The 14,667-nt window shown below is 57.9% G+C and carries 14 protein-coding genes; 6 read left to right on the top strand and 8 right to left on the bottom strand.

Annotation, left to right across the window (positions count from 1 at the left end):
• Position 1 precedes the first annotated feature (1 nt).
• The gene (locus AC4ANK_RS09015; RefSeq protein WP_002552642.1) at positions 2-655 is read left to right on the top strand and encodes an HAD family hydrolase; all 654 of its coding nucleotides are present in this window, start codon (positions 2-4) and stop codon (positions 653-655) included.
• A 19-nt stretch (positions 656-674) separates the two neighbouring features.
• Here AC4ANK_RS09015 and AC4ANK_RS09010 read toward each other — a convergent pair whose 3' ends face one another.
• Positions 675-1,637 carry an NAD(P)H-quinone oxidoreductase gene (locus tag AC4ANK_RS09010; RefSeq protein ID WP_002552641.1) on the bottom strand — a complete coding sequence of 321 codons (963 nt, stop codon included), beginning with the start codon at positions 1,635-1,637 and terminating at the stop codon, positions 675-677.
• Positions 1,638-1,775: 138 nt separating this feature from the next.
• On the opposite strand from AC4ANK_RS09010, the gene AC4ANK_RS09005 reads away from it, so the two are divergent.
• A complete protein-coding gene (locus tag AC4ANK_RS09005; protein ID WP_004657761.1) occupies positions 1,776-3,857 on the top strand; it encodes a carboxy terminal-processing peptidase in 2,082 nt (693 codons plus the stop codon).
• Positions 3,858-3,974: 117 nt separating this feature from the next.
• Entirely contained in the window at positions 3,975-5,747 is a 1,773-nt protein-coding gene (locus tag AC4ANK_RS09000; protein ID WP_002552639.1) for a bifunctional diguanylate cyclase/phosphodiesterase, read from the top strand.
• Between the two features lie 136 nt (positions 5,748-5,883).
• Here the strand turns inward: AC4ANK_RS09000 and AC4ANK_RS08995 are convergent, their stop codons facing one another.
• The 5 genes from AC4ANK_RS08995 to AC4ANK_RS08975 all read right to left on the bottom strand — a co-directional run bounded on the left by AC4ANK_RS08995 (position 5,884) and on the right by AC4ANK_RS08975 (position 9,901).
• Positions 5,884-6,255 (bottom strand): hypothetical protein, encoded by a 372-nt coding sequence (locus AC4ANK_RS08995; RefSeq protein WP_002552638.1) that lies wholly within the window; start codon positions 6,253-6,255, stop codon positions 5,884-5,886.
• Complete coding sequence (locus tag AC4ANK_RS08990; protein WP_002552637.1) at positions 6,252-6,593, bottom strand: helix-turn-helix domain-containing protein; 342 nt, start codon at positions 6,591-6,593, stop codon at positions 6,252-6,254. The genes AC4ANK_RS08995 and AC4ANK_RS08990 overlap by 4 nt, the downstream gene beginning before the upstream one ends.
• Before the next feature lie 100 nt (positions 6,594-6,693).
• The gene (locus AC4ANK_RS08985; RefSeq protein WP_002552636.1) at positions 6,694-7,146 is read right to left on the bottom strand and encodes a YkvA family protein; all 453 of its coding nucleotides are present in this window, start codon (positions 7,144-7,146) and stop codon (positions 6,694-6,696) included.
• A gap of 365 nt (positions 7,147-7,511) precedes the next feature.
• Complete coding sequence (gene bamJ, locus AC4ANK_RS08980; protein WP_002552635.1) at positions 7,512-8,285, bottom strand: BamJ family beta-barrel-assembly machinery protein; 774 nt, start codon at positions 8,283-8,285, stop codon at positions 7,512-7,514.
• A 206-nt stretch (positions 8,286-8,491) separates the two neighbouring features.
• Positions 8,492-9,901: a DUF4329 domain-containing protein gene (locus AC4ANK_RS08975; protein ID WP_002552634.1), complete on the bottom strand. Its 1,410-nt coding sequence runs from the start codon at positions 9,899-9,901 to the stop codon at positions 8,492-8,494.
• A gap of 246 nt (positions 9,902-10,147) precedes the next feature.
• Between AC4ANK_RS08975 and AC4ANK_RS08970 the strand changes: the two genes are divergently transcribed.
• Positions 10,148-10,666: a cupin domain-containing protein gene (locus AC4ANK_RS08970; RefSeq protein ID WP_002552633.1), complete on the top strand. Its 519-nt coding sequence runs from the start codon at positions 10,148-10,150 to the stop codon at positions 10,664-10,666.
• A 10-nt stretch (positions 10,667-10,676) separates the two neighbouring features.
• Here the strand turns inward: AC4ANK_RS08970 and AC4ANK_RS08965 are convergent, their stop codons facing one another.
• Entirely contained in the window at positions 10,677-11,597 is a 921-nt protein-coding gene (locus AC4ANK_RS08965; protein ID WP_002552632.1) for a LysR family transcriptional regulator, read from the bottom strand.
• 134 nt (positions 11,598-11,731) lie between these two features.
• Between AC4ANK_RS08965 and AC4ANK_RS08960 the strand changes: the two genes are divergently transcribed.
• Both AC4ANK_RS08960 and AC4ANK_RS08955 read left to right on the top strand, forming a co-directional pair.
• On the top strand, positions 11,732-12,787 hold the full coding sequence (locus AC4ANK_RS08960; protein WP_002552631.1) for a tartrate dehydrogenase: 1,056 nt from the start codon (positions 11,732-11,734) through the stop codon (positions 12,785-12,787).
• Between the two features lie 105 nt (positions 12,788-12,892).
• Positions 12,893-14,236 (top strand): dicarboxylate/amino acid:cation symporter, encoded by a 1,344-nt coding sequence (locus AC4ANK_RS08955; RefSeq protein ID WP_002552630.1) that lies wholly within the window; start codon positions 12,893-12,895, stop codon positions 14,234-14,236.
• Between the two features lies 1 nt (position 14,237).
• Here the strand turns inward: AC4ANK_RS08955 and AC4ANK_RS08950 are convergent, their stop codons facing one another.
• Positions 14,238-14,615, bottom strand: coding sequence for a VOC family protein (locus AC4ANK_RS08950; protein WP_002552629.1), 378 nt, complete (start codon positions 14,613-14,615; stop codon positions 14,238-14,240).
• Between the last annotated feature and the right edge of the window lie 52 nt (positions 14,616-14,667).

Here is a 14,667-nt window from a genome sequence, read left to right as displayed (position 1 = left end):
CATGCCCCTGGCAATTTTCGACCTGGACGAGACCCTGATCGGCGGCGACTGTGCCACGCTCTGGAGCGAGCAGATGGGTCGCCTGGGCTGGGTCGACTCAACCTCGTTCATGCAGCGCAACGACGAACTGATGGCCGCCTACAGCGCAGGTGAGCTGGCAATGGAAGACTACATGGCGTTCAGCCTTGAACCCATGGCTGGCCGTACGCCTGAAGAAATCGATCATCTGGTCGGCCCGTGGGTTGAGGACGTCATCGAGCCGATCATCTACAGCGACGCCTGCAAATGTATTGCTCAGCATCGCGCCAAAGGCGACCGGATTCTGGTGATCTCGGCGTCAGGTGTGCACTTGGTAAAACCCATCGCAGAACGCCTCGGGATCGACGAAGTGCTGGGTATCGAACTGGACGTGCAACATGGCGTGTACAGCGGTGCCACGGTCGGCGTGCTGACCTATCGGGAAGGCAAGATCACGCGCCTGATGGAGTGGCTGGACGCCGAAGGGGAAAACCTTGAGGGGGCGAGCTTCTACTCGGATTCACGCAATGACCTGCCGCTGCTGCTCAAGGTTGACCACCCCAATGTGGTCAACCCCGATGCCGTGTTACTGGAACACGCGCAGAAAGCAGGCTGGCCGGTGCACGACTGGAGCTGAGTCCAGAGGCACCGACGGGTCAGACCAGGCTTTCGTCGATGACCAGCACGATCTTGCCGGACACCGTGTTGGTCGCCAGCTCTTCGAACGCAGCGTCGGCATCCTTGATCGCAAAGGATTTCGCCAGTTGCGGCTTGAGGCGGCCTTCAGTGAACAGCGGCCAGACGTGCTGGCCCAGGTCGCTGAGCAGGTCGGCCTTGAATGTGTCATCGCGACTGCGCAAGGTCGAACCCATCAACTGGATACGTTTGCCCAGCACGTGCGCCAGATCCACCTGCGCCTCGCGCCCGCTCATGATACCGATCAGCACCCAGCGACCGTCCAGAGCCAACAGTTTGACGTTGAGTTCGGCGTAGCTTGCGCCCACCGGGTCGAGAATGACGTTGAACGGTGCAAAATCGTTCAGGCCTTCAAGACTTTCGCTACGTACTACGCCCCCCTGTGCTCCCAGTTCGACGCAATAGGCCAGACGCTCGGTCGAACCGACACTGACCCAGACCGGGTTGCCGAACGCTTTGCAAAGCTGAATACCGGCTGAACCAACCCCACTTGCGCCTGCGTGCAACAACACCTTTTCACCCGGCTTGAGGCCTGCCAGCTGAAACAGATTGAGCCACGCGGTGGCATACACCTCAGGGATGGCGGCGGCCTCATGCAGCGACAGCCCTTCTGGAACTGGCAGTACATGTCGCCCGTCGACCACCACTTCTTCAGCCATCGCCCCGCCCGCCAACAGCGCGCAGACGCGGTCTCCGACCACCCAGGACGTGCCCGGACCCACTTCGGCGATCACACCCGAGCACTCCAGACCGAGCGTTTGAGTGACCCCGGGCGGCGGCGGATAATTGCCCTCGCGCTGTAACAGATCGGCTCGATTCAAACCTGCCGCAGCCACTTTGATACGTACCTGCCCCACATCAAGGGCCGGACTCGGCTCCTCGACCCATTCCACATGTCCTTCAACGCCTTGCAATGCCTTCACGGTGCCTCCATAGTGAGTCCAGACTGAGCCCGTGGCTGTTTTGCCCGGGCTTTTGCATTATGCGGCCGGGTCCGAAGGAACCGGCGACCTCAAAGACGGCCTAATATGCGTTATCAATTGTCCTCGCGTCGAATCAGCATGAAGCAATTATTCCCCAGCACTGCCCTCGCACTGTTTGTCGGCCTTAGCGTTTTGCCGATGTCAGCCAGTACCTTTGCCGCCAACAGCTGGGATAATCTTCAGCCGGACCGCGACGAAGTGATTGCCAGCCTCAACGTGGTTGAGCTGCTCAAACGACATCACTACAGCAAGCCGCCCCTGGACGACAAGCGTTCAGCGATTATTTACCAGAGCTACATCAAGCAACTGGACCCCTCGCGCAGCTATTTCATGGCCAGCGACATTGCCGAATTCGACAAATGGCAGTTCCAGTTCGACGACTTCCTCAAAAGTGGCGACCTGAATCCGGGTTTCACTATCTACAAGCGCTACCTGGACCGCATCAAGGCGCGTCTGGACTTCGCGCTGGCTGAGTTGAGCAAGGGCGTCGACAAGCTTGACTTCAATACCAAGGAAACCCTGCTGGTGGACCGCAAGGACGCCGCATGGCCCAAGGACACTGCCGAGCTCGACGAGCTATGGCGCAAGCGCATAAAAGATGAAGTCCTGCGCCTGAAGATCGCAGGCAAGGACCCGGCGAAGATCCAGGAAACCCTGACCAAGCGCTACAAGAATCAGCAGGCCCGTCTGAACCAGACTCGCGCCGAAGATATCTTCCAGGCCTACATCAACACCTTCGCCATGTCTTACGACCCGCACACCAACTACCTGTCGCCTGACAGCGCAGAAAACTTCGACATCAACATGAGCCTGTCGCTGGAAGGCATCGGCGCTGTGTTGCAGAGCGATAACGACAACGTGAAAATCGTGCGTCTGGTCCCGGCAGGCCCTGCGGCCAAAACCAAGCAGGTCGCGCCAGCCGACAAGATCGTGGCCGTTGCCCAGGGCGACAAGGAAATGGTCGATGTAATCGGCTGGCGTCTGGATGAAGTCGTCAAGCTGATCCGCGGTCCGAAAGGTTCCGTGGTCCGTCTGGAGATCATCCCGGCCAGCAATGCGCCGAATGACCAGACCAGCAAGATTGTCGCCATCACCCGTGAAGCGGTGAAACTTGAAGAGCAGGCGGCCAAGAAGTCGATCCTGCACCTCAAACAGGATGGCAAGGACTACAAACTCGGGGTCATCGACATCCCTGCGTTCTATCTGGACTTCAAGGCCTACCGTGCTGGCGATCCGGAATACAAGAGCACCACCCGTGACGTGAAGAAACTGCTTACCGAGCTGCAGGCCGAGAAGGTCGATGGCGTGGTACTGGATCTGCGTAACAATGGTGGCGGTTCGTTGCAGGAAGCGACCGAGCTGACCAGTCTGTTCATCGACAAGGGCCCGACCGTGCTGGTGCGTAATGCCGACGGCAAGGTCGATGTGCTGGAAGACGAAGCCAAAGGCGCGTTCTACAAAGGCCCTATGGCCTTGCTGGTCAACCGTCTGTCCGCTTCGGCGTCGGAGATTTTCGCTGGCGCGATGCAGGATTATCACCGCGCACTGGTGATCGGTGGCCAGACCTTCGGTAAAGGCACCGTGCAGACCATTCAGCCGCTCAATCATGGCGAACTGAAGCTGACACTGGCCAAGTTCTACCGGGTTTCCGGTCAGAGCACCCAGCATCAGGGTGTAGTGCCGGACATCACTTACCCGTCGCTGATCGATACCAAGGAAATCGGCGAGAGCGCGCTGCCCGAGGCCATGCCGTGGGACAGCATCAAACCGGCGATCAAGCCGGCAATTGACCCGTTCAAGCCGTTCCTGGCGCAGTTGCAGGCACGTCATGAAGCACGTTCGGCGAAAGACGCCGAGTTCGTGTTCATTGAAGACCGTCTGGCGCTGGCCAAGAAGCTGATGAACGAAAAAACGGTCAGCCTCAATGAAGCCGACCGTCGTGCAGAGCATGCGTCCATCGAAAGCAAGCAGCTCGCGCTGGAAAACACCCGCCGCAAGGCCAAGGGTGAAGAGCCGCTCAAAGAGTTGAAGAAGGAAGACGAAGACGCGCTGCCGGTGGAAGACGAGAAAACCAAACCCGAGGACGATGCCTACCTGGCAGAGACCGGGCGTATTCTGATCGACTATCTGGGGCTAAGCGCCGCTGTGGCAAAAAAATAAGACAGACTCATTGATGGCCATTTAGCTTCAACGTCATCAAACAGTCATGAAGCTGTCGTGAAATACGGGGCTGAACGCGCAAGCGCTCAGCCCTTTTTTATCCTCTTCGAGACGACCATGACCCTAACCGAGCAGTTGAGCACACTGAGTTCAATTCTGGCTCGTGGTGATTTGCACAGCTTGTTCCAGCCCATCGTGTCGCTATCGGAACGTCGCATTCTGGGTTATGAAGCCTTGACCCGCGGACCGTCCAACAGCGCGTTGCATTCGCCCCTGAACCTGTTTTCCATCGCTCGACAGGCAGGCCGCCTGAGTGAGCTGGAACTGAGTTGCCGTGACAGCGCCTGCCGGCGTTTCAGCCAGCAGAAGTTGCCGGGCAAGCTGTTTCTCAACGTCTCTCCCGAATCGCTGCTCGAAACGTCTCATCCACCGGGCCGCACCCTGGAAATGCTGCGCCGTTATCAAATCGCGCCCAAGGATGTAGTCATCGAACTGACCGAGCAGATGCCCACCGATGATTTCGACCTGCTGTACAACGCGCTGCACCACTACCGCGACATGGGCTTCTCCATCGCGCTGGATGACCTGGGTGCCGGTTATTCGAGCTTGCGACTCTGGTCGGAGCTGCGCCCGGACTACGTGAAAATCGATCGGCACTTCATCGACGGAATTCACCAGGATGCGGTGAAGCGCGAGTTCGTTGGCTCGATGCTGCAGATGGCCAAGGCTTCCAGAGCGACCGTGATTGCTGAAGGCATCGAATTGCCCGAAGAGCTGGCGGCGCTGAAGGACATGGGCGTGGATCTGGTTCAGGGCTATCTGCTTGCCCGTCCGCAAGAGCGCCCGCCACGCGAAACCCGCGCCATGCTGCCCAAGGCAGAGACCACCAGCGCGCCGTTGAACGAAGAAGCGGCAGACCTTTCTGCCCTGCTCAACCCGCAACCATCAGTCAGCCAGTCCACGCCCACAGCTGAGGTGCTGGAAGCGTTTCGCAGGCAGGCCAATCTCAATTCGCTGGCCGTGCTGGACGACGAGGCCAGGCCCTGCGGCATCGTCCATAGGCATTCATTGTCCGTGGCACTGCTCAAGCCCTTTGGTACCGAACTGTTTGCCCGCAAGCCAATCAGCCGCCTGATGAGTGATGACTTTCTGGCCGTGGAAGTCAGCCAGTCACTGCAACAGGTCAGCCGACTGTTGACCAGCCGAGCCCGGCAGCGCATCGAAGAGGATTTCATCATCACCTCCAACGGTACCTATCTGGGCCTGGGACGGGTAATCGATGTTCTGAAGCTGATTACCGAGATGAAAATCCAGCAGGCACGTTACGCTAACCCGCTGACCCTGCTGCCCGGCAATGTTCCGATACAGCAATGCCTGACGCGTCTGCTGCAACAGGGCCGCGAATCGGTGATCTGCTACGTGGACATTGACAGCTTCAAGCCTTTCAACGACATCTACGGTTACGCCCGTGGTGATGAAGTGCTGCTGTGTCTCGCGCAGTGCCTGAACGACCGTATCGACCCAAGCAGGGACTTTGTCGGACACATCGGCGGGGATGATTTTCTGATGGTGCTGGGCGTCGAGGATTGGGAGCGGCGCCTGAAAACCCTGCTGGATGATTTCCAGAATCAATGCCGACGTTTCTACCGCGCGGAGCATCTGGAAGCCGGTTGCTTCGTCGCCCTCAACCGGCAGGCGCAGCGTCAGGAGTTCCCGTTGTTATCACTGTCGATTGGCGTAGTACATCTGCACGAAGAAAGCTGCACGCTGGTCGATGCCAGCCAGCTGTCCGACCTGGCCTCACAAGCCAAACATTTCGCCAAGGACGTTGCTGGCGCGAGCATTCATGTGATCGATTCGACGCGGCTGGATTTATTGGTACAAGCGTGAGGGTAAATGAGCTGAACGTGCGACTTCGCGAGCAAGCTCGCTCCCTCAGGTTCGCTGTTGTGGGAGTGACCGGGCGGCGATCCGCATTACCCACGAAGGGGTCGATACAACCACTGAAGATTCGGGGGCCGAATCGCTACTGCACCTCCACTTCCGGGTAGCTGTATTCAAACACCCGAACCACTTCGGCGGCGTGCCATGAAGCGGCGGCGACGCCATCTGACGGGCCAGAGAAGCGTCCGAGACGCTCTGCGCATTCAAAAAAACCTGGGCGCGGCAAGCGGCTTGCGCCCTGGCTGATCACCAGCGAGCTGCGCAAAGGCTGTTCCGCGCGGGCGTCCATGGCGGCCAGATGCTCCAGAGCTGCGGTCAGAGTCTGCATGGCCGGACTGGGCAATTGCAAACGCTCGACCAACGCGCGATAGGTCAGCAGATGACGCTGGCGGCGCGCCTGATCGAGCTCATTGAGCAGGCCGTCCCAATGCTGACGGCTGATGCGCACGCTCACGACTCACCTCGCCAGCCCGGCACTCCAAGCTCCCATGCCAGGCTGCGCTTGATTGCAGCATCCGGCTGACGAGTACCATTCTCGATCAACTCCAGATAAGACGGACTGATGCCGACCGTACGGGCCAGGCTGGCCACTTCAAGACCTTTGGCCTCGCGCAGCGCCCGCAACTCATCGAACCCTGGAAGCTCACCGGCAGCGATGCCGGAAGTCGATGCAACCGGTTCCTGGCGCGCCTTGCCGACCAACCCGGCAGCCTTGAGCAGTGCCTGGTACTGAGCCCAGGGCAGCACTGCATATTCCGGCTCACCGTCACGGGATATCACTTGAAGATCCATAGAGTCACCTTGTAGTACACGACCGCACACTGATCAGGCTTGATTCATAGGCTGGCATCTTAACAGCGGAACGCTATGGCTTGTGTTCAATCGGTGAGACTTACACCTTACCCCGCTCTTTCTCCAACAGCGCCTGAGTCTTGGGCAACTGCTCGACCACGATGAGTTTCTCGGGCGGTTGCTGCTCGCGCCATGCACGAAAAGCATCCAGTTCGTCGCTCAAGTGCTTGGTGACCCAAGCCAGCACTGCGATGTCATCGAACATACCCAACCCTGGAATCCAGTCAGGAATAGCGTCCAGCGGGCTGAGGAAATACATCAGGCCCGCGACAATGGACAAAATGGCTTTAGGACTGATGCTTCGGTACTCACCACGCCAGTAAGCCAGACACAAGGCCTGGAGCAAACGCAGATCGTCCTTGAGCTTGCCCAGACGATTACCTTCACTGTTGCCCTTGCGTGCGACTGCAAACAACAACCCTGGCAGTCGCCCCGCTGCCAGCAGACGCCGGGCTCCGGGCAGATAACGAATAAAATTCCACGGCGCTTTCATACCCACTCCCGTTCAGCAAAATGTCTTTCGATAAAAGCAGATCCGACGAACCTGCCTGGCCGGTACCACAAGGTTATCCACAATAATTGTGGATAACCTTGTGAACAGTGGCTTTTTTCATGCCTGAACTCCCCGTTATCGGGGGACCACAGTCAAATCGGGCGTTTTTTACTCACAAAAAAGCTACAAAGGTGTGAAACCGCCCCCACGCTCAAGCGAGTGCCGTTACCTTGCCGGACTGTCGGACAATGCTACTGCGCGCTTCCATGATAGTGGGACTGCCCGAATGGCCAAGCGTTCGGGAAATAAGCCGGACACAAAAACGCCCTGTCGAGACAGGGCGTTTTCTGTAGCCAGGTAGTGCGTTACTTCTTGGCCGGAGCCGAAGCGGCAGGAGCTGCCTCTTCTTCTTCGTCAGCATCAGCACCAGCTGTCGGAGCAGCTGCCGGGTCTTTGATGCCAAGCAACTCAAGGTCAAAGACCAGTACCGAATTTGCCGGGATCGCAGGGCTCGGGCTCTGCGCGCCGTACGCCAGATCACTAGGGATGAAGAGTTTGATCTTCTCGCCTACGTGCATCAGTTGCAGACCTTCGACCCAACCCGGGATAACGCCGCCTACAGGCAGGTCAATCGGGCTGCCGCGTTCAACGGAACTGTCGAAGACCTTGCCGTCAATCAGTTTGCCTTCGTAGTGAACAGTCACAACATCGGTAGGCTTAGGCTGAGCGCCATCCGCTTTCTTGATGATTTGATACTGCAAGCCGGAAGCAGTGGTGACCACGCCATCCTTTTTGCCGTTCTCTTCGAGGAATTTCTTGCCAGCGGCCGATGCCTCTTCGCTCATCTTGGCCAGACGCTCCTCGGAGCGCTTCTGCAGGGCCGAGAAGGCTTCAACCAGCTCTTCGTCTTTGAGTTTCTGATCTTTCTTGCCGACTGCGTCTTCGATACCCAGGGCCACAGCCTTGGAATCCAGATCATCCATACCTTCCTGAGCCAGGCTTTTGCCCATGTTCAGACCGATGCCATAAGACGCTTTTTGTGCCGGAGTTTTCAGCTCTACGGTGCTGGCTTGCTTGTCACAACCTGCGAGTACCAGACCGACCAGGGCAATCGCCGCTGCCAACCGATGCTGTTTCATGCTAATTCCTTGTTCATGCGCCAAAAGGGCAAACGAGTAAAGCCGCGAGCTTATCAGGCCGCCGCGATCAATGGCTACCGGCATGAGAGGGAGAAAACGCCGATAAGTTCAGGTATCCAAAGGTTTTCCCGGCGCGGCACTGGATTGTTCAGTTGCAGTTCAGTTTGTGATTCGCATGGGAAACACGCGGGTTTGCAGCGAAGGGCTCATGACACGGGGCTGACCACCCCGGCATGAGGCCAGCGCTTACTGGTCTGCAGCACGCGCAGGTGCCCGGCTCGTGCCACTGCGCGAACAAAGTCCTGCACATTGATCGTACCTGCGGCGAGTTGCGCCTGGATGGACTCAGCCCCCGAGTACACGCGCGATACGCTTCGTAAAAGCCGAAGCTCCTCGTCGGACCGGCTGGGTGTGTACGCGAGCAGCGCACCATCGGCTGCCGAGAAATAAACTGCCGACATCTCGAAGCCGTAACGAATTGGCGAGCCTTTGGGTCGCTGTGCAGGCTTGTAACGATAACTGAACATGCGATGCAGATCGTCCGGGTCGAAGAAATCACTCACTACTTCACGCCCGCCCTCAGCTACGAGGTTGGCAGATGAAAAATACATGCCGTCAACACGATAGCCATCAGGTAATGCAGGCCGGTAGTAAGCATCGGGGTGAAACGCCGAACAGGGTGCGTAGACCGGAGCGCCATCTTCAAGGATCGGCTCGGCGATCAGGTAAGCGCGCGTTACCGGGTTGAACAGTAGGAAACCGATGATCTGCGAATGAATGCGAGTACCGATCCGGCCGTGCGCGTAACGTGCAGCTTCATCAGCACGGGTAAACGGCACGCTGAGGCTCAGAGGCCTGGGTGGCCATTGCACGGCGCAGCTTGCAGGCGATGTCACAGGAGGCGTGCGAGTGGCGGCATCGTCCGGATAAGGGCGCCAGTCTGTAGACACTTTCCCGACCCGCCCCCACAGACGACTGGGCACTATCACTTCCAGATCCCCGGCACCTGCCAGCAACCGGACCACATCACTGGGCAGCATGGTGAGGTTCTGCAGCGCCTTGTGGATCTGACTGAGTTCACTCAGGTGCGGCATGCCTGGCGGTCCGGCTACGCGCGCGAACAGCGTGTCTTCGGCGGCAGAACGGGACAGCGTGTATTTGATCAAGGAGCCGTCAGGTCCGGAAAGATAAGTCGCCGGACAAACCTCCTGGTCATCGATCGCTGCATAGATGTCGCCCGCTGAAAAACTGTCCGGGTAAGTAACCTTTTCACGCTCCGGCCATTCTTCAAGCCCGGCCTGAAGTGACGGGTGAGAATGGTAAATCGCATAGTCGTCATACCCTTGCGGGTAGAGCACATACCCCTCCTCATCGTTGCGCGGAAAGACTTCGTCGGGGTCAAAGCTGAACCGGCTGCCGTTCATGGGTTCGGTCGCAACGTACTTGCCATCCTTGCGAACCAGAATAAAGCCGCCGTATTCACGGTCACGCCGATTGCCGATCCGCTCATGGGCATAGCGCGCCGCATCATCAGGATGATCGAAAGGCACGCTAAACGCTGGCATGCCGGGATGATGGTCAACGGACCGTTTTTCAATTCTTTTTCTGGGGTGCATCCAAGGCTCCTTGAAAGCCTGACTGATTGAGTCATTAGCGTAAGGAAACTCAGGGTGGCGGGTGACATAGATGAATATGACAACAGGTAGACGCCGCGGCACCCGGCAACATGAAACTAAAGATAATTTTTAACCGTTAACGGATGTGGTTCGATCCGCTGCGTGGGCGAATCTGCCCAGCCCCTGTTTCGATCACCACGACTGGCGATCAGGGCTTATGCAGTTTGTCGTGCTCAGGAACGTATTATGCAATCGAACAATCGTTTTCGCCTGATGCGCTCGACGGCTTGCCAATTGGCAGGCCTTGCAGCCATCACCACAGCAGTCATGTTGCCGGTCAGCTCAGCCTACGCGACCAAGAAGCCACCTATCGTTGTAACCGAGGGCATCAAGGCATACAGGCTGTGCACAGGCCCCGACAATCTGTCACACGTCATCGAAGGCTCGATTGATCAAAAGGCAATGACCGATGTCAACGCCCTGCACTTCAAGGAAACCCCGGCGCACTCGCAATATGACTGGCACGCCGCACCGGAAGAGCAATACGTGATCACCCTTTCAGGCACGCTCGAATTTTCCACCACGGGTGGAGAGAATTTCGTACTGCGCCCAGGGGAAATATTATTGGCACAGGACACCACCGGCCCTGGCCATCGCTGGAAACTGATAGACGACCAGCCGTGGCGACGCGCTTACGTCATTACCAAACCGGGCGACAAGGCTGCATTCGTACCAAAGGACGGAGCTGCTTCGAAGGGCTGCTGACGTCCAGAGCTCAATGCGGGTCTTGCAGCGGGACAACCTGATCCAGACTGGCAAAACGCTCCACCAGAAAATCGATCAGACAACGCACCCTGGCGGACAAATGCAACTGCTGCGGATAGACCGCGTAGACGTCCGCCCGAGTGGGTGTCTGGTCTTCAAGCACCAGACGCAGACGGCCACTGCGCACGTACCGGGCAATGTCCCATTCGGCGCGCAGCAAAATGCCGAACCCTTCCAGCGCCCAGTTCAGCGCGACCTCACCGTCGTTGCAGCCCAATGCGCCATGTACCTTGACGTTCTGCGTACGCCCCCCGTTGCTGAAGCTCCACACCCCGTAGGGTGTTTCGTTCTGACGCAGAAAAATACAATTGTGGTGCTGCAGTTCCGCCAGACGTGTCGGCGTACCGTGCTTTTCCAGATACAGCGGTGATGCGCAGAGCAGACGCCGATTGGATGCGATCTTGCGCGCATGAAAGGCCGCGTCCGGAAGGCTGCCGAAACGAATGCCCAGATCAAAACCATGGGTGGCCAAATCCAGTGGATGGTCACTGATTTCCAGCTGGATCTGAACCTCGGGGTAACGGGCAAAAAAAGCCGCCAGTGCCGGGCCTATATGGCGGCGACCGAAACCCAGTGAAGCGTTGACCCTGATGAGCCCTTTGGGGCTGGCAGAACTGCTGGTGATCAACTGCTCGACTTCATCGATCTGGGTCAGAATCCGCGCCGCATGGCTGAAATACAACTCGCCCTCGGCAGTCAGACTCATGGACCGCGTGGTGCGATTCACCAGGCGTGTGCCGAGCCGCGCTTCCAGAAGGCTCAAGCGTTTGCTGATGGCAGGCGGCGTCACGCCCAGTTCGCGGGCTGTCGCGGCAAGACTGCCCTGCTGAGCCAACAGATGGAAAAACGACAGGTCCTGTGTCTGATTCATTGGTAACTCAAAGTTAATTATGTAGTGATTTCGAGTAACTCATACGTTCCGGTTCACTACATATACTCCTTCCACACCCTGTCGAACAGAGCGTTCGCAGGCACAACAAAAAGCACCGGACAGTGGAGTGGACCATGAGCAGTTACAACATTGCAGCAGTACCCGGCGACGGCATTGGCGTGGAAGTGATCGCCGCAGGTGTTGAAGTCCTGCAGGCGCTGTCGAAAAAATCCGGCTTCGACCTGACCTTCAAACACTTTGACTGGAATTCGGATAACTACCTGAAGAACGGCCACTACATTCCTGAAGGCGGTCTGGCCGAACTCAAGACATTCGATGCGATTTTCTTCGGCGCAGTGGGTGCCTTGAATGTACCCGACCATATTTCCCTGTGGGGTTTGCGCCTGCCGATCTGCCAGGGCTTTGACCAATACGCCAACGTACGTCCAGCGCGCGTTCTGCCTGGCGTAAAGAGCCCGCTGCACAACGGCCACGAGATCGACTGGGTCGTCGTTCGCGAAAACTCCGAGGGCGAGTACTCCGGCAATGGCGGGCGCGTGCATCGTGGTTTGCCAGAGGAAGTCGCAACCGAGGTTTCGGTGTTCACACGGGCCGGTGTAGAGCGCATTCATCGCTTCGCTTTCGAACTGGCGCGCACTCGCCCGCGCAAGCACCTGACCATGGTCACCAAGTCCAACGCGCAGCGCCATGGCATGGTGTTGTGGGACGAGATTTTCTACGAAGTGGCCAAGGACTTCCCGGACGTCAGGATCGACAAGGAGCTGGTGGATGCCGTGACCACGCGCATGGTGCTCAAGCCATCGTCGCTGGATGTCATCGTTGCCACCAACCTGCACGCCGACATCCTTTCCGATCTGGCTGCCGCCCTGTCCGGCAGCCTGGGCATCGCCCCTACCGCGAACCTCAACCCAGGCCGCAACTTCCCGTCGATGTTCGAACCGATTCACGGCTCGGCCTTCGATATCACCGGCAAAGGCGTCGCCAACCCGATTGCAACGCTCTGGACCGCTGCGATGATGCTTGAGCATCTGGGTGAATCGGCAGCGGCCAAGACCCTGATGTCGGCCATCGAGGCGGTCACCGAAAGCGGTCTGCATACCCCGGACCTCGGCGGCACGGCCACCACCAGGCAGGTCACCGACGCGGTACTGCAACTGATCAACCGCTGAGGCGCGTTCGCCAGATCATCGTCGTATCGCGGTACAACGCCACGGAGACCGACCTGCCGAGTCTCCGGGCATTTCCTGACAACAATAAAAACTCAGGACCCGGTCATGAAAAGCATTCTAGGCAAACTGTACGTACAGGTTTTACTCGCGGTCATTCTAGGCGCCATCGTTGGCGTTGTGGCACCGGAAACCGGCGCAGCGCTCAAACCCATCGGCGATGCATTCATCAAGCTGATCAAGATGCTACTCGCACCAGTGATTTTCCTGACAGTGGTGTCCGGCATCGCGCGCATGGAAAACATGAAGGAGCTGGGCCGCGTCGGGTTTTGGGCACTGATCTATTTTGAAGTGGTGTCGACCCTGGCGCTGGTCATTGGTCTGGTCGTGGTGGATGTATTCAAACCCGGTGCCGGGATGAACATTGATGTGGCAACGCTGGACTCTTCCAGCCTGAGCACCTACACCAGCGCGGCGAAGCATTCGTCGTTCATGGACTTTTTGATGGGCATCATTCCCGACACCATCATCGACGCATTCGCCAAGGGCAATATTCTGCAAATCCTGCTGTTCTCGATCCTGCTCGGGATCGCTCTGGCTCAGGTAGGTCCGCGCGCTAAACCTTTTGTCGATGCGCTGGACAGCCTGATGCAGGGCATGTTCAGAATCGTCAACATGGTCATGCGCCTGGCACCGCTCGGCGCATTCGGCGCAATTGCCTTCACCATAGGTAAATATGGTTTCGGTTCGCTGTTTTCTCTGGGCAAACTGATGGCCTGCGTCTACCTGACCTGCGCAGTGTTCGTGATCTTCGTACTCGGGCCGATATGCCGCTACAGCGGGTTCAGCCTCTGGAAATTTCTGCGTTTCATCAAGGAAGAACTGTTCACGGTGCTGGGCACCAGTTCATCTGAATCGGTGCTGCCACAGATGATCTCGAAAATGGAGAAAGCCGGCGTGTCAAAACCGGTTGCAGGAATGATCATTCCATCCGGCCTGACCTTCAACCCGGACGGACAGGCGATCTACTATACAATTGCCGCGATCTTCATCGCCCAGGCGACCAATACGCCACTGACCCTGGCCGACCAGTTGATCGTACTGGTGGTGCTGATGTTCACCTCCAAGGGGTCGGCGGGTGTCACGGGTTCAGGCTTCATCATTCTCGCCGCGACCCTCGCGTCACTTGGCACCATCCCTGTCGCGGGCATGGTGCTGTTACTGGGCGTGGACCGTTTCATGTCCGAAGCGCGGGCGATCACCAATACCATCGGCAACGGCGTCGGCACCATGGCCATCGCCAAATGGGTCGGCGCACTGGACAGCGAAAAGATGCACCGGGCGCTGAATGGCGAGGACGAGCCGAAACAACCCGAGCCTTTGCCCCTGCCGAAAACCGGTCAGGCCAGACCTGCCGCGATCACGGAAGGGATCAGTCCGTCGCCGACCTGAATCAGGCCAATTCGGAAATTTCGATCAGGTTCAGATCAGGATCGCGCACATACACAGAACGAATCGGCCCGGTGGCGCCGGTACGCTCCACCGGACCTTCAACGATAGGCCAGTCCTGCTCCTGCAGGTGTGCGATGACTTGAGCCAGCGGGATGCTGGCAATGAAACACAAGTCCAGCGCACCTGGCACAGGCAGATGGGCCTTGGGCTCGAACTCTTTACCACGCTCATGGACATTGATTTTCTGATTGCCGAAGCGAAACGCCAGTCGGCCCTGGCGAAAGCGTTCAGGGGCCATACCCATGACACGTACGTAAAAATCCTTGCAGGCGTCAACATCAGCAGTGGTCAATACAAGATGGTCCAGATGATCAATCACGGGATCAGCTCCGTTTGGAATAGAGTTCTGTTTACGGCAAAGGCCGCATTTC

The sequence above is a fragment of the Pseudomonas sp. Pmew2 genome (assembly GCF_058129885.1).
The sequence above is the reverse complement of the archived record's forward strand: the minus strand, read 5'-3'. Positions and strand labels throughout refer to the sequence as shown.